This is a genomic window from Caulobacter sp. KR2-114, from assembly GCF_049446115.1.
Classification (GTDB): domain Bacteria; phylum Pseudomonadota; class Alphaproteobacteria; order Caulobacterales; family Caulobacteraceae; genus Acaudatibacter.
Genome location: NZ_JBMSEC010000002.1, coordinates 100,492 through 117,267 on the forward strand (window position 1 = coordinate 100,492; position 16,776 = coordinate 117,267).

The window sequence follows — 16,776 nt, forward strand, 5'->3', positions numbered from 1 at the left end:
CTCGGCGCCTCTGGCGGGCGGTGTCGAGAGGTCATGCCCGCCCGCCGCGCCTTAGGCAACCGCGGCCGTCTCAGACCTCGTCGTAGATCGGCCCCGCGCTCATCGCCAGCACGCGGCTGAGCTCGGTCAGATTGCGGCCGGTCTGGGCGGACCAGGCGTTGAAGGCGTCCTGCACCGCCTGCAGGTCCTTGCGCGAGGTCGGCGCCCTGGCGATCACCCCGGCCTCGATCAGCGCGGCGGTGACGTCGCGGCTGGTGATGAACGACGGGCGGCCCATGAAGCGGAAGAACCGGGCGGCGGTCTCGCCGGACAGGCGCGCGGCGCGCTTCTTCATCACCTCCAGCAGGCCGACGAAGTCGTCGTCCGGCCACTCGGCGAAGAACCTTGCCGCGCTGCCGTGCTCGCGCTGCAGGTCGACGACGAACTGGGCGTTGGCCCGCACGCTCATCACCTTCTGGGCGTTGCGGACGATGCGCGTGTCCTTCAGGTGGCCGTCGAATTCCTCTTCCGTCATCGCCGCGTTGAGCGCCGGGTCGAAGGCGTGGAAGGCGGCCTCGAAGCCCGGCCACTTGTTGTCGATGACCTTCCAGTTGAAGCCGGCCTGGAACACGCACTTGGTCATCTGCGCCAGCCAGCGATCGTCGGGGATGGCGGCCAGCTCGGCCCGGGTCCTGGGGCGGTGTTGCGCCACCAGCGCGTCCAGGCGGTCGGATCCGCCCTTGCGCTCGGCTGCGAGGGCATAGATTTCCTCGAAATCGCGCATCTTGCCGCCCCTCCCGGGCCGTTTTGCCTTCGCGCCCTATCTGAGCTAGAAACCGCGCCCTTCGAAAGAGGCTCGTCATGTCTGAACGCTGGACGCCTGCGTCCTGGAGAAACCTGCCCGCCAAGCACATCCCGACCGACTATCCCGACGAGGGCAAGGTCGCGGCGGTGGAGGCGGAGCTGCGCCGCATGCCGCCGCTGGTGTTCGCCGGCGAGGCGCGGCGCCTGAAGAGCCTGCTGGGCGACGTGGCCGCCGGCAAGGCCTTCCTGCTGCAGGGCGGCGACTGCGCCGAGAGCTTCAAGGAATTCGCCGCGGACAACATCCGCGACACCTTCCGCCTGATCCTGCAGATGGCGGTGGTGCTGACCTTCGCCGGCGGCAAACCGGTGGTGAAGGTCGGCCGCATGGCCGGCCAGTTCGCCAAGCCGCGCTCCTCGCCGATCGAGACGGTGAACGGCATGACCCTGCCGTCCTACCGGGGCGACAACATCAACGGCATGGAATTCGACGAGGCGTCGCGCCGGCCGGATCCGGAGCGGTTGCTGCGCGCCTACGGCCAGTCGTCGGCGACCCTGAACCTGCTGCGCGCCTTCGCCGGCGGCGGCTATGCCGACCTCTACAACATCCACCGCTGGACCCTGGGGTTCGTCGAAGGCAGCCCGCAGGGCGAGCGCTACCGCGAACTGTCGGAGAAGATCAGCGAGGCGCTGAGCTTCATGGCCGCCATCGGCGTGACGCCGGAGAGCCAGCCCGATCTGCACCGGGTGGAGTTCTTCACCGCCCACGAAGCCCTGCTGCTGGGCTACGAAGAGGCGATGACCCGGGTCGATAGCACCTCGGGCGACTGGTACGACACCTCTGCCCACCTGCTGTGGATCGGCGAGCGGACCCGCCAGCTGGACCACGCCCACGTCGAGTTCATGCGCGGCATCAAGAATCCGATCGGCCTGAAGGTCGGCCCGACCCTGGAGCCGGACGAGCTGATCCGGCTGATCGACGCCCTGAACCCCGAGGACGAACCGGGCCGGCTGACCCTCTACGGCCGCTTCGGCTCCGACAAGATCGCCGGCCGCCTGCCGATGCTGATGCGCACCACCCGCGACGAAGGCCGCAATGTGGTGTGGGCCATCGACCCGATGCACGGCAACACCCTGACCGCCAACAACGGCTACAAGACCCGGCCGTTCGACCGCATCCTGGCCGAGGTGAAGAGCTTCATCGAGATCGCCGAGGCCGAGGGCGTGCATCCGGGCGGCGTGCACCTGGAGATGACCGGCCAGAACGTCACCGAGTGCCTGGGCGGCGCGCGGGCCCTTACCGAGGGCGACCTGGCGGACCGCTACCACACCCACTGCGACCCGCGGCTGAACGGCGAGCAGGCGCTGGAGCTGGCCTTCCTGGTGGCCGAGAAGCTGAAGGCCGAGCGCCTGGCGGGCCTCAGCCACCAGGCCGCGGAATAGCCGCGGGCGCGGGCGCGATCCGGCGACGATGGCCGACATCGACCGCGCCTTCGGCCGGCGCGCCTTCGGCGACGATCCGGCCAACTACGACCGCAGCCGGCCGCCGTATCCGGACTGGGTGTTCGACACCCTGTGCGAGCGCTGCGGGCTGAAGCCGGGCGCGGCGGTGTTCGAGGTAGGGGCGGGGACCGGGGTCGCGACCCGCCCGCTGACCCTGCGCGGCGCCTGGCCGCTGGTCGCCGTCGAGCCGGATCCCCGGATGGCGGCCTATCTGCGGCGCAACAGCGCCTTCGAGGTGCAGGTCATCGAGCAGCCGTTCGAGGACGCGTCGTTTCCCCGCGCCGACTTCGACCTCGGCGTCTGCGCCACCGCCTTCCACTGGCTGGACGAACAGCGCGCCCTGGGCCGGGTCGCGGCGCTGCTGCGCCCGGGCGGCTGGTGGGCGATGGTCTGGAACGTGTTCGGCGACCCGGACCGTGCCGATCCCTTTCATGAGGCCACGTTTGCGCTGCTGAACGACGGCCCGCGCAGCATCAGCCATGGCGGCCCGTCGGGCGTGCCCTTCGCCCTGAACGTCAACGATCGCCGCAGCGCCTTCGGCCGGCGCCCGGAGTTCGTCGACCTGGCCGTGCAGAAGCGCGCCTGGGAGCTGGTGCTCGATCCCGACCAGGTGGTGTCGCTCTACGCCACCTATTCCGACATGACCGCCCGCCCGCCGGACGAGCAGCGCCATGTGCTGGCCGAGCTGCGCCGCATCGCCGCCGAACAGTTCGACGGCCGGGTGGTGCGCAACATGATCACCATCCTGTACACGGCCCGCCGGCGCTGACCCCTCACCCAACCCTCTCCCCGCAAGCGGGGCGAGGGCTATGCCTGGCCGCGTCCTCTGGCTTGAAGCCCTCGCCCCCGGAGGGGGAGAGGGTTGGGTGAGGGGGCGGTCGCACTTGGCGCAGGGCCAGCCCTTCCGCTAGGCTCGCCCCAAACACGGGGAGAAGACCATGGCCGACGGTTCGGTGGGCGGGTTCGCGACGGACCGGTTCGGCGCGGTGCGCGAGGCCTTCCAGGCCAATCTGGAGAACGGGACGGACTCCGGCGCGAGCTTCGCCGCGACGCTGGAGGGCGAGACGGTGATCGACCTGTGGGGCGGCTGGGCGGATGACGCCCACACCCGGCCCTGGGAGAAGGACACCATCGTCAACGTCTATTCCACCACCAAGACGATGACGGCGCTGACCGCCCTGCTGCTGGCCGACCGCGGCGAGCTCGACTTCGACGCCCCGGTGGCGACGTACTGGCCGGAGTTCGCGGCCAACGGCAAGGACCGGGTCAAGGTCAGCCACCTGATGAGCCATTCCGCCGGCCTGTCGGGCTGGAAGGAGACGCTCACCACCGCCGACCTCTACGACTGGGACAAGGTGACCTCGCTGCTGGCGGCCCAGGCGCCGTTCTGGGAGCCCGGCACGGCCAGCGGCTACCACGCGCTGACCCAGGGCTATCTGGTGGGCGAGGTGGTGCGGCGCATCACCGGCCGCAGCCTGGGGACGGTGTTCCGCCAGGAGATCGCCGAGCCGCTGGGCGCCGACTTCTGGATCGGCCTGCCGGCCAGCGAGGACGCCAGGGTGGCCGACCTGATCCCGCCGCCGCCGGGGTCGGCGATCGGCGACGCGCCCAACCAGTCGGAGCTGGTGCGCAACATGTCGTCCAATCCCGGCATCGACGTCAGCGAGACCCGCACGCGGGCCTGGCGGGGCGCCGAGATCCCCGCGGCCGGCGGCCAAGGCAACGCCCGTTCGATCGCCGAGATCCACGCCATCCTGGCCAACGGCGGCGTCGCCAAGGGCAAGCGGTTCATGTCGGAGGCGGGGTGCCGCAAGGCGCTGGAACTGCAGATCGAGGGCACAGACCTGATCTTCGGCCAGCCGGCGAAGTTCGGCCTGGGCTTCGGCCTGCCGGGCGCCATGGCGCCGCTGACCAATCCCAACTCGATGTTCTGGGGCGGCTACGGCGGCTCGCTGGCGATCATCGACATGGATGCCCGCACCACCTTCGGCTACGCCATGACCCGCATGGCCCCGACCACCACCGGCGACCTGCGCGCCCTGGGCCTGGTGATGGCCGCCTGGCAGGCGCTGGAAGCCTGAGGGGCCGGCCAGCTTCCCCATCTTCGGCAACCTGCATTCTGGGCATTCTGGGGACATGATACCTATCCCCCCGCACAGCGAACCAGTGACTTCAGGTCAGTGGGAGGGGGATAGGTATAGTGTCCCCAGAAACCCAGAACCCGACGACGAAGAGCGGGATTTACCCTCTCGCCGCCGCCTTGATCCGCTGGCGCGCCTCGTTGCGGTGGCCGACGGCGTCGGTCAGGGTTCCGGCGGCGCCCAGGCCATGCGGCGGCATGTTGTTGTAGATGTTCTCGTAGGCGCCCGGCTGGATCAGGTAGGTCTCGTGCCAGATGCCGATGTCGCCGTTGGAGCCGAACCGCTTGTTGAACCAGGCCCAGACAGGCTGGTGGGTCAGGCTGCGCTCGCGGGCGTAGGCCTCCAGCGCCTCGAAGCTGCGCCAGTATTGCACCACCATCAGGCCGCCGGGGCCGAAGTGGCCGCGGGCGTGCAGCAGGCCGAGCTCCGGGCGCGCGCCCAGTTCCGCCAGCATCCGCGGCATGGTGGTGATGAATGGAAACAGGATCCACGGCTTCCACCAGCGGTTGATCCGCGCGCCGATCAGGAACAGCACGAACGGCCCGTCGAGCTCCGCGCAGACCCTGCGGTCAATGGTCCTGGGCATGGGCGTCTCCCCGTGACGACGCATGTGGCCATGCTGCCACGGCCTTGTTACGTCATGACATAAGCCCCGGATCAGCGGACCGCCACGCTTGCGCTTCGGCGCCGGCTCGGTCAGTTTCCGCGCCTCTTTGAAAAGATGAAGCCCCATGGCCGGCGAAGCCCTCGCCGCGACCTCCCGCGCGGGAGGCGCGGCTCATCCTGTCCGTCACGACCTGGTCGAGCTGCTGAAGCTCGCCGGGCCGCTGGTGCCCGCGCGCCTGGGCATCATGATCATGGGCTTCACCGACGCGGTGGTGGTGGGGCGCTATTCGGCGGTGCAACTGGGCTACCACGCCCTGGGCTGGGCGGTGACCAGCGTGGTGATGGGCTCGGCCATCGGCCTTCTGTCCGGCGTCCAGGTGATGGGCTCACGCGCGCTGGGCGAGGGGCGCCCGCGTGAAGCGGGGGCGGCGCTGCGGCGGGGGCTGAGCTACGCCCTGTGGATCGGATTCGGCTCGACGGCCCTGGTGGTCATCGGCGGCCCCACGGTGCTGCAAAGTCTGGGCCTGGCCGGCGACCTCGCCGCCGGGGCCAGCCGGCCGCTGATCGTGTTCGCCCTGTCGATGCCGGTGTTCATGCTGTCGGTGGCCTCCAGCTCGTGGCTGGAGGGGATCAAGCGGCCGGTGCCGCCGCTGGTGATCATGTGGATCGCCAACCTGGTCAATCTGGCGGTCGACCTGGTGCTGGTGCCGGGCGCGTTCGGCCTGCCCGCGCTGGGGGCGGTGGGCGGCGGCATCGCCACCTTCACGGCGCGCACCGTCATCGCCGGGGGCAACCTGGCCTACATCTGGCGGATGAAGGACGCCCGCGAGCTGGGCGTGTTCGACAAGCCGCCGCGCGACCGGGCGCGCGAACGTGAGCAGCGGCGCGTCGGCTATGGCGCGGGGTCGTCCAGCTTCTTCGAGATCATGGCCTTCTCGGGCATGAACGTGGTCGCCGGCTGGATCGGCGGCCTGGCGGTGGCCGCCTGGGCGGTGGTGCTGAACGTCATCGCCATCGTGTTCATGATCCCGCTGGGCCTGGCGACGGCCACCGCGGTGCTGGTGGCGCGCGCCCACGGCGCGCGCGACGAGGCCGGCATCGATCGCGCGGCCCTGGTCGGCTACGGCGTGACGGCGGTGTTCGCCGCCGTCGCCACGGTCATCGTCTGGGCCTTCGCGCGCCAGATCGCCCAGGTCTACACCAGTGAGCCGAGCACGGTGGCCATGGCCACTGCGGCCCTGCTGCTGAGCTGCGTGTTCCTCATTCCCGACGCCCTGCAGGTCGTGGTGGCCCAGTCGCTGCGGGCCCGCGGCGACGTGCTGGTCCCCACGATCACCCACATGGCCAGCTATCTGCTGGTCATGCTGCCACTGGCCTGGTGGCTGTCGATCCCCCGGCACATGGGCCTGCAGGGCATCGTCTGGGCCAGCGTGGTGGCGACCTTCGTCGCCGCCGGCCTGCTGCTCGGCCGGTTCTGGATGCTGGCCCGCCGCGGCGAGGGGTAGGGCGGTCGCCGGCGCCGGGTCAGGCGCCGAACAACTCGTCGATGCTGGTCGCCAGCGCCTGAAGCTCGAAGCGGTCGTTGTCCGCCTCCTCGAGCGCGTTGCGCAATTCCCAGTGGCTGCGGCCGACATGCACCCCCCAGCCGCGCAGCACGGCGGCGATGGCGTCGCGGTCGGCCGGCGGGACGGCCTGGTTGCGCGGGCCGCGCGCCTGCTCCAGCCGCCAGCCGAACAGCGGGTCGCGGGCGATCTGCACCACCGCCCCCGGCTCGGCCGTCCACTCGTAGAAGGCGCTGTCGCCGGTCGAGGCCTGGTACAGATAGCTGGCCAGGCAGTTGTTGTAGCGGCTCGCGGCCTCCACCAGGGCCGCCGCGCTCGCCAGGGGGCGAAGATCGGCGGACCCCGGGAAGGGCGGCGCCTTTGTTGGCGGATCCAGGCTGCTGGTGGCCCGCTGCAGCAGGTCGCGCACGGAAGACGCCGCGCTCCAGAGGCGTGCTTGCGCCAGGGCCGCCTCGGGACCGTCGCGGGCCGCGAGCGCCGCGTGCACTTCGATCAGGGTCGCCGCCTGCGCGGGCGTGAGCGTGTGGCCGGCCAGGCCGGCGTCCCGCAGTTCGGCTGGCAGAAGCCGCAGCGTCGCCAGGCTGGCCGGCGTGATCGCCTCGGCATGGCGCAAGCGCGCGGAGACGCCGAACGTGCGCAGGCCCACGGCCAGATGGCGATAGTCCTCCGCCGTCCAGGCGACTTCGCCCAGCCGGGCCAGGGCGCGCGCCAGGCCGGGGGGCGCCGCCTCGCCCAGTTCTCGGATCAGGATGCGCATGGGCTCTTCCAGCAGCGCCCGCGCGCCGGTCCGGTCGAGGCGCTCGCCCGGTTGGGACAGGACGAAGCAGGTCAGGTGCCGACGGTCGGCGGGCGCGGAGATGAAGTCGGTGTGTGGCGACGACCACAGGCCGGCGATCCGCGCGGCGTGTTCGCCGGCGAGGTGGGTGAGCAACGGGGTGGGCGCGCTCCTTTGCAGAGCGGCCAGGTCCTGGGACCAGACGGTCATGATCGGCTCCATGCGCCCTGCGGCGCATCGGGCCGGGGCGTCAGATGGTCGTGGGGTCTAGGCGCGGACCGTTCGAGGCGGACGGCGCGCGCGGACAGGCCTTGCGGCTGTCGGGGGGCTGCATCGTCTCGCAAATCATTCGAACGGGGTCTCCGTCAGGCCAGGAAAGGGCGCGGCGTTTCTCATGAAGAACGGCGTTCCGCAAGCGTCTTTCTCAGGCGCCCAGGATCCAGCCTTCCTCGTGTTGCGCATCGACCACGGTGTCGGGCGCGGCGTCCTTGTCGGGGCCGAACACGGCGCCCAGCTTGCCGGCCTCGTCGAGCTTGGCGAAATGCTCGGCGGTGAGGCGCACCTGGGTGGCGTCCTTGATCTCGCCGGCCAGCGGCGCGCCCTTGATCAGCGAGGGATAGACTTCGGCCGCCACCACGTCGACGCCCGCCAGATCGCCTTCGGAAAGCGGCTTGAAGCCGGTCTCGAATGGCCAGACCTTGAAGGCGTCGCCGCGCGCCAGCTTCAGGCGGCGCACCATCGGGATGCCGAGGATCGCCTGACCACCCACCGAGCCGTTGTAATACAGCTTCCAGATCGACGCCGCGCCCTTGGCGGCCAGGTCGGTGTGGCGGAACTCCGGCAGGTCGTCCGGGCCGTGCTCGCGACTGCGCTTGGGCTGCAGGGTGGTCAGGGTGTCGCGCGGCGGGCAGCCCCAGAACGGGAACGGGCCGCCGGTCAGGCGCCGGTTGATCTCCGAGCCCACGCCGAAGCGGTTGTTGGTGTTGTCGGCCTTGTCCTTGACCATGCGGTCCAGCTGGTTCCACACCGCCAGCCACGGCTCGCCGGCCGGCAGGTTGAGGGCCGCCGAGAAGCCGCGCGGAAAGCCCAGCGGGAAGTCGAGGCCCAGCAACGTGCGCTCGTGCCGCTTGGCCCGGTCGTCGAGGATCGAGGCGATCAGCTTCTCGGCCTCGCCCCGGGTCGGCGGGTTGTGCGCCTCGTAGGTGAAGCGGAAGCGCACGTCGCGCTTGAGCACGCCGATCCACACGGAATCCGCCCCGGTGGTCGGCTTGGCGGCCGCGCTCCAGTCGACGATCACATAGGCGTTGAACAGACGGGCCACACGGGCCTCCCAACCAGACGGACGCGGGCTTTTAGACCCTGGCGCGCGCGGGGCCAACGCGCCCGCCGATCAATTCTGGCGCCGGCGGGCGGTTTAAGCCCTCCCGCCGGCCCAGGCCCTAGTCTACCACCTTCAGTCGCCGCAGCAGCGGCAGCCGCTCCTCGGCGAGGGCCTTGGCCTGGGCGTCGAGCTCCTCGAGGTTGGATTCGGCGGTGCGCAGGACCTCGTTGTTCTTGACGATCAGCTGGTTCTGCTTGGCCATAAGGTCCCAGGCGTCCTTGGCCCACTCGGTCGGCGTCTTCAGGCCCTTGGCGCGGGCGCCGAGGAACATCTGCTCGAAGCGGCCGATGTTGACCCCGGCGCCGATCACCGGCGAGGCGAGCACCTGGATGTCGTTGCCGATGCGCGCGCGCTCGATGAAGTGGGCGTTCAGCTTCTTGCACCGGGGCGCCACCGCTGCGGCGTCGGCGTCGCTGAGGGCGGGGTGGGCGTGTCCCGCGCCGACCAGCACCGCCAGCGCCTCCAGCACCGAGGCGCCGCCGATGGGGGTGAGCTTGGGGTGTTCGAGCAGGTCGCCGATCCGCTTGGGCGCGCCCTTGTCGGCCTCAAGCGCCTCGATCACCGCCTCGTAGATGTCGCGGCGCAGCCCGACCTTGCCGATGTTGGCGTCGACCTCGAACGGGAAGCTCGAGGACGGCGCACAGAGCACCAGACGCACGTCGTTGAGCCGTTCGGCCCGCTCCAGGGGCGTCAGGCGCCGCGCGCCGCGGGTGTAGAGATCGCGGCGGAACTGGGTGTTCAGCATGTAGTCACGCACGGTCTCGCGCAGCACCCCGGCCGGCAGGGTGTTCATCAGGTCGCGCTGCGGCGTGGTGAAGTTGAAGCCATCGAGCTGCTCGAGCAGGCTGGAGGCCGTCGCGTAGCTCAGCTTGGCCTCGGAGAGCCAGTCGTTGACCTCCGAGAAGTACATCGGCGTCCAGGTCTCGTTGAAGTACTCGTGCGCCAGGTAGTTGCGGTTCTGACCGGCGATGGCGTCGAGGCGCCCCTTGGCCAGCGGATTGTGCTGGAAGTATCGCGCATTGACGTCGGACAGCTTGTTGCCGAAGGCGATGGCGCCGTCGATGCGGCTGGCCATGCCCTGGGCGTCCGAGCCCATGGCCTCGGAGTGCAGCGACATGATGTGCCGCAGCGGCATCGCCGTGGTCCAGCCGGGCAGGGTGTTGTAGCTGAAATAGACCGCGCCGCCGACCTTCAGCCGCTTGCGGATGGTGTCGACGATGACCTTGCGATTCTCGTCCGACACCCAGCTCCAGATGCCGTGCAGCACGATGTAGTCCATCGGCGGCATGTCGTCCCGCGCCAGCATGTCGGCGAAGCTCTCGTCGGAGAAGTGCGCCGGAGCGCCGGAGATCCGGGCCAGGGACTGGGCGTGGTTGGCGTGCACCGGGTTGAAGTCCGCGCCCCAGAAGTCGCCGACTCCGGCGGCGGCCTGGATGTTGGCGCTGACGCCCTGGCCATAGCCGAGTTCGAGATAGTTCATCGACGACGAGCGTTGCGGCGGCTCATAGCCGCTCATCAGCAGGGCGAAGTCGATCAGGCCGGGCGCGAGCTCACGATAGTAGCCGTAGGTGTAGTCGATGTCGGCGCGATAGCCTGACGTCCAGTCCATGTGCGTTCCCCAGCGATGCGAGGCGCGGAGTGCAGCCTGGGGCGCAGCGGATTGTCAACGGCGCTCGCGATGCGACGGTGGGCGCCGCCGCCCGCGCCATGCTAGGCGCGAGCCAGCGGTCGGGGGCGGCCAGGGCGGCGGCCATGGAAGCGGCCATGGAGGCGGAATGAGCCAGGTGTTGCGCGTGGGCGTGGTCGGCGCGGGGGTGTTCGGCGGCTATCACGCCGCGAAGTACGCGGCCATGCCCGGCGTCGTCCTGGCCGGGGTGTTCGATCCGCACCCGGAGCGCGCCGAGGCGCTGGCGACGCGGCGCGGGGGCGCCGCCTTCGACAGCCTGGAGGCCCTGCTGGAGGCCAGCGACGCCGTCTCCATCGCCTCGCCGGCCAGCGCCCACGCCGGGGCCGCCCTGGCCGCGCTCAGAGCGGGACGGCACGTCTATGTGGAAAAGCCGATCGCCACCGATCTGGCCGACGCCGACGCCATCCTCGGCGAGGCGGCGCGGCGCGGCCGCGTGGTCGCCTGCGGCTTCCTGGAGCGGGCGATGTTCCGCGGCATGGGCCTGTTTAGCATCCGCGAGCGGCCGCTGCGGCTGGAGGCCGTGCGCCTGGGGCCCACCTCGCCGCGCAACCTCGACGTCTCGGTGGTGCTCGACCTGATGATCCACGACCTGGACCTGGCGCTGGCGGTCACCGACGCCGAGCCGCTGGCGGTCGAGGCCGACGGGCGCTCGCCGGTCCATGATCGGCTGGACGAGGCCGAGGCCGAGGTGAATTTCGACGATGGCTTCATCGCCGTGCTGCGCGCCTCGCGCATCGCCGCCGAGCGCGAGCGGCGCATGACCCTGGTCTATCCGTCGGGCGAGATCAGCGTCGACTTCGTGGCCAGGACGTTCAGCAACACCACCGGCCATCCGCTGACCCCGGCCTTCCGCGACCCGCGGGCCGATCCGCTGGGCGAGAGCCTGGCGGCCTTCGTGGCCGCCGTCCGGGGTGAGGCGCCGTCGCCCCTCGCCAACGCCCTGGATGGCGCAAAAGCCCTGGACCTGGCGCTCGCGGTGGAACAGGCTGTGGGTCGATAGCCATTCGCAACCGACCTGACCCGGGAGCCGCCCATGTCCGACGCCTACGCCTTCGACTTCACCGCGATCGACGGCTCGCCGCTGCCGCTGTCCACCTTCAAGGGCAAGGCGGTGCTGGTGGTGAACACGGCCTCCAAGTGCGGCCTGACCCCGCAGTACGACGGCCTTGAGAAGCTCTACACCGACTACAAGGACAAGGGGCTGGTGGTGCTGGGCGTGCCCTGCAACCAGTTCGCCGGCCAGGAGCCGGGGACCGAGGCCGAGATCAAGGAATTCTGCGACGTGCGCTTCCACGTCGACTTCCCGATGACCTCCAAGGTCGACGTCAAGGACGACAGCCGCCATCCGTTCTACGCCTGGGCGCAGGACCAGCTGGGCGAGGCCGCGGTGCCGGTGTGGAACTTCCACAAGATCCTGATCGGCCCCCACGGCGAGGCCCTCGCCGCCTTCGGCCCCCGCACGGACCCGCTGGATCCGTCCATCATCGCGGCGGTGGAGCAGGCGGTCTGAGGCAATTGCGGCGAGGCGCCTGAGCCCCTCACCCTCCCAGGCTCGCCGCTGCCGCGCCGACCCCGGGCCCCTCCCTCTCCCTGCGGGAGAGGTGTCTTGCTGATCATCGCGAGCTCTTGAGACTCCTCTCCCGGAGGGAGAGGAAGGGGCCCGCGGGCCTTGCGCGAGCAAGGGACGTGGGAAGGTGAGGGGGTTCGCCCTCGCCGGTCGGTCAGACGACGACGGCCGCCGGCTCCTCCTTCGCCGCCGCCCGGGCGTACGCCGGGCGGCCGGTCACGCGGTCCACGTAGCCGCGCAGGAGCGGCGTCTCGGGCAGCATCGGGCCGCCCATGAACAGGGCGAAGGTGGTTCCCACCAGGATGTCGGCCGCGGAGAACCGGTCGCCGAGCAGGTAGGGGCCGGCTTCCAGCGCCTGGGTGATGTGCGCCATCGACTCCGCCACCGGCGGCCAGCCGGCCATCGGGCGCGGCAGCTCGACGTTGGCGAACTGCATCATCCAGCCGGGCTCCAGCACGCCGCAATAATAGGCCAGCCAGGTGAGGTAGGCGCCGCGGCCTGCCTCGCCGACCTGAGGCCCCAGGCCGTTGTTGGGAAATTTGTCGGTCAGGTAGAGGGCGACGGCCGAGGACTCGAACACCGTCTCGTCGCCGTCCCGGATCGCCGGCACCTTGCCGTGCGGATGCGGGTTGGCCGCATCGGGTCCGCCCGTGCCGTCGCCGCGCTGGATGCCGACGTAGTGGATCTCATAGGGCGCGCCGAGCTCTTCCAGCAGGAAGATGAACCGCGACGATCGGGTTCTGGGGCTGTGGAACAGGGTGATCATTGGGCGTCTCCCGCTTTGAGGGGACAGCCTAGATCACCGTTGCGCCAGCTTCGTGTCAGCAGGGCCGCGATCGCGGCTCGGAGCTTGTCAGGCCGACTTGGCGGCCTTGGCCCGCTCGATGCCCTCCAGCACCATGTTCCGCGCCTCGCCGGCGTCGCCCCAGCGGACGATCTTCACCCACTTGCCCGGCTCCAGGTCCTTGTAGTGGCTGAAGAAGTGCTCGATCTGCTCGCGGGTGATCTCCGGCAGGTCGGTGTAGTTCTTCACGCTGTCGTAGCGCTTGGTCAGCTTGGAGCTGGGCACGGCGATCAGCTTCTCGTCGCCGCCGGCCTCGTCCTCCATCACCAGTACGCCGACGATGCGGCAGCTCATCACCGCGCCCGGGGCGATGGCGCGGGTGTTGGCGACGATCACGTCGCAGGGATCGCCGTCGCCCGACAGGGTGTGCGGGATGAAGCCGTAGTTCCCCGGATAGCGCATCGCCGTATACAGGAACCGGTCGACGACCAGGGCGCCGGACGCCTTGTCCATCTCGTACTTGATCGGCTCGCCGCCGATCGGCACCTCGATCACCACGTTGACGTCTTCCGGCGGATTGACGCCGATGGAGAGGGCTTCGAGGCGCATGGGGAGATTCCTTTGTCGAGCGCGCCTCTCTAGTGACGCCCGCCGGCTCGGGCAACCGGCTTTGGCCGATCAACGGTCGCCGCGCCGGGGCGGCGCCGCAGGACCGGGCAGCCGAGGGCCGGCGGCGGCGCGTGCGCTAGGCTGCGCCCGCTTGTCAGGCTAGGCTTGGCCATGCCCAGCGAGTCCGCCGCCCTGACCGAAAACCCCCTCTCCGGCGCGCCCTTCGAGCGTCTCTACGAAACCGGCATCAAGGGGGAGCTGGAAAAGCGCGAGGTCGAGCGCAAGGGCGCCATGCAGACCTTCCGCGCCATCATCGGCGCCGGGATCGCCGTGCTGGTGATGGAATCCGGCCTGACCTTCCAGCTGAGCCACGGCGCCAGCTTCATGCCGGACATCCGGCTGGCGGTGGCCACCCTGGCCATCGCCGCGGTGCTCGCCTACCTGCCGCTGCGGGGCGTCGCCGCCAAGACCAAGCGCGACGTGATCGACGCCCTCTGCGCGCCCCTGGGCCTGACCTACGACCCGGCCGGAACCGCGCCGATGTTCGACGCCTTCAAAGCGCTGCGCCTGGTCGAGAAGCCGGACGACAGCAGCTTCGAGGACCATTTCGCCGGCGTCCGCTCCGGCTGCGGCTTCGCACTGTGCGAGGCGCGCCTGACCTGCGGCTCGGGCAAGGAACAGCGCACGGTGTTTTCCGGCCAGCTGATCCAGATCGACTTTCCGCGCAAGTTCCTGGGGACCACCGTCGTGCTGCGCGACTCCGGCTGGCTGAATCGGTTCGAATGCCCGCCGCACCTGTCCAAGGTGGGACTGGAGGACCCGCACTTCGAGAAGCTGTTCGAGGTGTTCGGCGACGACCAGGTGGAGGCGCGGGCGATCCTCACGCCGGCGTTCATGCAGCAGCTGGTCGACCTGGAACAGGCGTTCAACGGCAACCACATCCGCTGCGCCTTCACCGACGGCAGCCTGCTGATCGCTTTCGAAGCCCCCGACCGGTTCGAGATCGGCGGCATGTTCTCGACCCTGGTGGACCGCAAGCGGGTGGAGTCGATCGCCGGGGACATCGGCGCTGTGTTCCGCCTGATCGACAGCGTGATCCCGGCATGAGCGGCGCCGCGCCGCGCCACCTGCGCAAGCTCGGCCTGCTGGGGGGCATGAGCTGGGAGAGCACGACCCTCTACTACCAGTGGCTCAATCGGCTGGCGCGCGAGCGCCTGGGGGGCCAGCACTCGGCGCGGCTGGTGATCTGGTCAGACGACTTCGGCCCCATCGCCGCGGCCCAGGCGGCCGGGGACTGGGACGCCCTGGGGCGGCTGCTGGCGACGGCGGCGCGCGAGCTGGAGGCGGCGGGCGCCGAGGCGATCCTGATCGGCGCCAACACCATGCACAAGCTGGCCCCGCAGGTGTCCGGAGCGGTCGGCGTGCCGGTGGTCCACGTCGCCGACGCCACGGCCCGGGCGCTGAGGGCCGCCGGCGTTCGCCGGCCGCTGCTGCTGGCCACGCGGTTCACCATGGAGGGCGACTTCTATCGCGGCCGCCTGGCCGAGCTGGGAGTCGAGGCGTCGATCCCCTCGGCCGACGAGCGGACGGCGCTGCACGCCATCATCTACGACGAGCTGATCCAGGGCCGGTTCGAGGCGGCCTCCCGCGCCGTGGTGGTCGCCATGACCGAGCGCGCGGCCGCCGAGGGCGCGGATGGCGTGATCTTCGGCTGCACCGAGATCGGCCTGCTGGTCGCGCCGGACGACGTCAGCCTGCCGGTGTTCGAGACCACCGAGATCCACGCCCGGGCGGCGATGGCCTTCGCCTTCGGGGACTAGGGGGGCCAGGCGGCGCTCCAGGCGGCTGGGCTAGGGCAGGGGGCTGACCCCGAACATCAGCTGATGGGCGAAGATCGTCCCCGCCCACAGGGCCACGGCCAGGGCCAGGCGCCACCAGCCGATCTCGCCGACCTTCAGGCTCTGGCGCCCGGCGGCGATGGCCGCGAACGGCACGTTCGAGGTCTGGGCGGCGAAGTTGTCCCAGGTCGCGCCCAGGGCGCGCTTGCGCTTGGCGTCGATGCTGACGGTGCCAAACACCGCCAGGGCCAGCATCGCCCCGAACAGCACCAGGCTGGCGAGGTCGCCGTTGACCAGCAGGTGTCCCGCCGCCCAGACGGCCACGCCCCACAGGAACGGATGGCGGGTGATGCGCAGCATGCCCTTGATCACGTCCGGCTTCTCCAGCGCGCCTTCCTGGCGCACGCTGGTCGGGTTGGGCGTGGTCAGCCCGGGGACCACCAGCAGGAAGGCGACCAGCATCAGCCCCAGCTGGATCCACTTCGTCGCCGGCGTGGCGCCCCACCAGACCGTGTTGAGGGCGTCGGCCCTGGCCGGTCCGTAGCTCATGCTCAGCCAGACGATCAGGCCGACCGAGGCCAGGGAAAACAGCCCCATGTACGGTCCGGACCCGATGGTTCCGGTCAGCGCGTCCCTCAGGCGGGTGCCAGAGACCAGCAGGTGCAGCAGGACGAAGGCGAGGGCGGCGGCGACCAGCAGGGCCATGTGAATTTCCCTTACATTGTAAATAATAGTCGCGCCGTGAACTGCCGGTGTCAAGGCGTGGCCAGGATCGGCTGGCGGGCCTGAGGCTAGAGGAGCCGCCCCTGACCGCCCCCGTCCTCGAGACCTTCGTCGTCGAGAGCCTCGTCTTCCAAGGCCTCGTCGGGATCGTCCTCCCAGGGCGGGATATCGAGGGCGGAGGGGGGCGGGGGTTCCGGCGGCGGCGCGGGCGGGGGTGCGACGGCGGCCGGGATCGGTGCGGGGCGCGGCGTCGCGGGCGCCTGGCGGCGCAGCACGGCTTCCACGCGGGCCAGCCAGCGATTGGCGTCCTGAATCACGGCCCCGGCCGTCTGTGGCGCGCGGCGATGGTTGGGCGGCGGCGGCCACAGGGGCAGGTCGAAGTCCGGGTGCTGGGCGTCGTCGAACACCAGCCGCAGCGCCACCGATCCGGCGTCGCGCGGCCGCTGGTCCAGCGGCCGGCGCGCCTCGCCGCGGAACGCCCGGGCCGCGACCTGGCCATCGATCGCCAATTCCGCCCCGACCAGCTCCTCAAGGCGGTAGACTAGGCACCACGCGCCGTTGTCCCAGGCCACCGCGATCACGTTGCGCGCCAGGCTGAAGGCCACGCCGCGACCCTGGCCGTGGGCGATCAGTTCGGTGTCCGGCGGACCGCCCAGCACCTTGCGGAAGGCGCGGCCCAGCCGGCGGTGTTCCTCGGCGTACCAGGCGAACAGCGCGGCCAGCGCGGTCAGCGCCGATCCGGCCAGGACAAGCAACAGGGCGAGACGCAGCATCTCGAGCATCCGGCGATGCTAGCCGGAGTCCGCCGTCGGGTCAGTGC

At 70.6% G+C, this 16,776-nt stretch carries 17 protein-coding genes; 8 read left to right on the plus strand and 9 right to left on the minus strand.

Annotation, left to right across the window (positions count from 1 at the left end; translation table 11 throughout):
• Positions 1–70 precede the first annotated feature (70 nt).
• Positions 71–763 carry a DNA-3-methyladenine glycosylase I gene (locus ACO2Q3_RS06505; protein WP_423305748.1) on the minus strand — a complete coding sequence of 231 codons (693 nt, stop codon included), beginning with the start codon at positions 761–763 and terminating at the stop codon, positions 71–73.
• A 77-nt stretch (positions 764–840) separates the two neighbouring features.
• Between ACO2Q3_RS06505 and ACO2Q3_RS06510 the strand changes: the two genes are divergently transcribed.
• The 3 genes from ACO2Q3_RS06510 (at position 841) to ACO2Q3_RS06520 (ending at position 4,364) form a co-directional block, all read left to right on the plus strand.
• Positions 841–2,223: a class II 3-deoxy-7-phosphoheptulonate synthase gene (locus tag ACO2Q3_RS06510; RefSeq protein WP_423305749.1), complete on the plus strand. Its 1,383-nt coding sequence runs from the start codon at positions 841–843 to the stop codon at positions 2,221–2,223.
• Positions 2,224–2,251: 28 nt separating this feature from the next.
• A complete protein-coding gene (locus ACO2Q3_RS06515; protein WP_423305750.1) occupies positions 2,252–3,052 on the plus strand; it encodes a class I SAM-dependent methyltransferase in 801 nt (266 codons plus the stop codon).
• 169 nt (positions 3,053–3,221) lie between these two features.
• Entirely contained in the window at positions 3,222–4,364 is a 1,143-nt protein-coding gene (locus ACO2Q3_RS06520) for a serine hydrolase domain-containing protein (RefSeq protein ID WP_423305751.1), read from the plus strand.
• 160 nt (positions 4,365–4,524) lie between these two features.
• Here the strand turns inward: ACO2Q3_RS06520 and ACO2Q3_RS06525 are convergent, their stop codons facing one another.
• Positions 4,525–5,010, minus strand: coding sequence for a DUF4188 domain-containing protein (locus tag ACO2Q3_RS06525; protein WP_423305752.1), 486 nt, complete (start codon positions 5,008–5,010; stop codon positions 4,525–4,527).
• Between the two features lie 145 nt (positions 5,011–5,155).
• Here ACO2Q3_RS06525 and ACO2Q3_RS06530 point away from each other — a divergent pair, with 145 nt between their 5' ends.
• A complete protein-coding gene (locus ACO2Q3_RS06530; RefSeq protein WP_423305753.1) occupies positions 5,156–6,535 on the plus strand; it encodes an MATE family efflux transporter in 1,380 nt (459 codons plus the stop codon).
• 19 nt (positions 6,536–6,554) lie between these two features.
• On the opposite strand, the gene ACO2Q3_RS06535 is transcribed toward ACO2Q3_RS06530, so the two are convergent.
• The 3 genes from ACO2Q3_RS06535 to ACO2Q3_RS06545 form a co-directional block, all read right to left on the minus strand.
• Complete coding sequence (locus ACO2Q3_RS06535; RefSeq protein WP_423305754.1) at positions 6,555–7,577, minus strand: hypothetical protein; 1,023 nt, start codon at positions 7,575–7,577, stop codon at positions 6,555–6,557.
• Positions 7,578–7,791: 214 nt separating this feature from the next.
• On the minus strand, positions 7,792–8,688 hold the full coding sequence (locus tag ACO2Q3_RS06540; protein WP_423305755.1) for a cobalamin biosynthesis protein CbiG: 897 nt from the start codon (positions 8,686–8,688) through the stop codon (positions 7,792–7,794).
• 118 nt (positions 8,689–8,806) lie between these two features.
• Positions 8,807–10,357 carry a class I SAM-dependent methyltransferase gene (locus ACO2Q3_RS06545; RefSeq protein WP_423305756.1) on the minus strand — a complete coding sequence of 517 codons (1,551 nt, stop codon included), beginning with the start codon at positions 10,355–10,357 and terminating at the stop codon, positions 8,807–8,809.
• Between the two features lie 166 nt (positions 10,358–10,523).
• On the opposite strand from ACO2Q3_RS06545, the gene ACO2Q3_RS06550 reads away from it, so the two are divergent.
• Entirely contained in the window at positions 10,524–11,435 is a 912-nt protein-coding gene (locus ACO2Q3_RS06550; RefSeq protein ID WP_423305757.1) for a Gfo/Idh/MocA family protein, read from the plus strand.
• A gap of 33 nt (positions 11,436–11,468) precedes the next feature.
• Positions 11,469–11,945, plus strand: a complete 477-nt coding sequence (locus ACO2Q3_RS06555) for a glutathione peroxidase (RefSeq protein ID WP_423305758.1) — start codon at positions 11,469–11,471, stop codon at positions 11,943–11,945.
• 211 nt (positions 11,946–12,156) lie between these two features.
• Here ACO2Q3_RS06555 and ACO2Q3_RS06560 read toward each other — a convergent pair whose 3' ends face one another.
• Both ACO2Q3_RS06560 and ppa read right to left on the minus strand, forming a co-directional pair.
• Entirely contained in the window at positions 12,157–12,768 is a 612-nt protein-coding gene (locus tag ACO2Q3_RS06560) for a glutathione S-transferase family protein (RefSeq protein ID WP_423305759.1), read from the minus strand.
• An 87-nt stretch (positions 12,769–12,855) separates the two neighbouring features.
• Positions 12,856–13,395 (minus strand): inorganic diphosphatase, encoded by a 540-nt coding sequence (ppa, locus tag ACO2Q3_RS06565; protein ID WP_423305760.1) that lies wholly within the window; start codon positions 13,393–13,395, stop codon positions 12,856–12,858.
• 171 nt (positions 13,396–13,566) lie between these two features.
• Between ppa and ACO2Q3_RS06570 the strand changes: the two genes are divergently transcribed.
• Together ACO2Q3_RS06570 and ACO2Q3_RS06575 are read left to right on the plus strand one after the other, a co-directional pair.
• On the plus strand, positions 13,567–14,502 hold the full coding sequence (locus tag ACO2Q3_RS06570; protein ID WP_423305761.1) for a DUF3137 domain-containing protein: 936 nt from the start codon (positions 13,567–13,569) through the stop codon (positions 14,500–14,502).
• Positions 14,499–15,215, plus strand: coding sequence for an aspartate/glutamate racemase family protein (locus ACO2Q3_RS06575; RefSeq protein ID WP_423305762.1), 717 nt, complete (start codon positions 14,499–14,501; stop codon positions 15,213–15,215). The genes ACO2Q3_RS06570 and ACO2Q3_RS06575 overlap by 4 nt, the downstream gene beginning before the upstream one ends.
• A gap of 30 nt (positions 15,216–15,245) precedes the next feature.
• Here ACO2Q3_RS06575 and ACO2Q3_RS06580 read toward each other — a convergent pair whose 3' ends face one another.
• On the minus strand, positions 15,246–15,938 hold the full coding sequence (locus ACO2Q3_RS06580; RefSeq protein ID WP_423305763.1) for an NnrU family protein: 693 nt from the start codon (positions 15,936–15,938) through the stop codon (positions 15,246–15,248).
• Positions 15,939–16,024: 86 nt separating this feature from the next.
• Positions 16,025–16,729 carry a hypothetical protein gene (locus ACO2Q3_RS06585; protein ID WP_423305764.1) on the minus strand — a complete coding sequence of 235 codons (705 nt, stop codon included), beginning with the start codon at positions 16,727–16,729 and terminating at the stop codon, positions 16,025–16,027.
• Between the last annotated feature and the right edge of the window lie 47 nt (positions 16,730–16,776).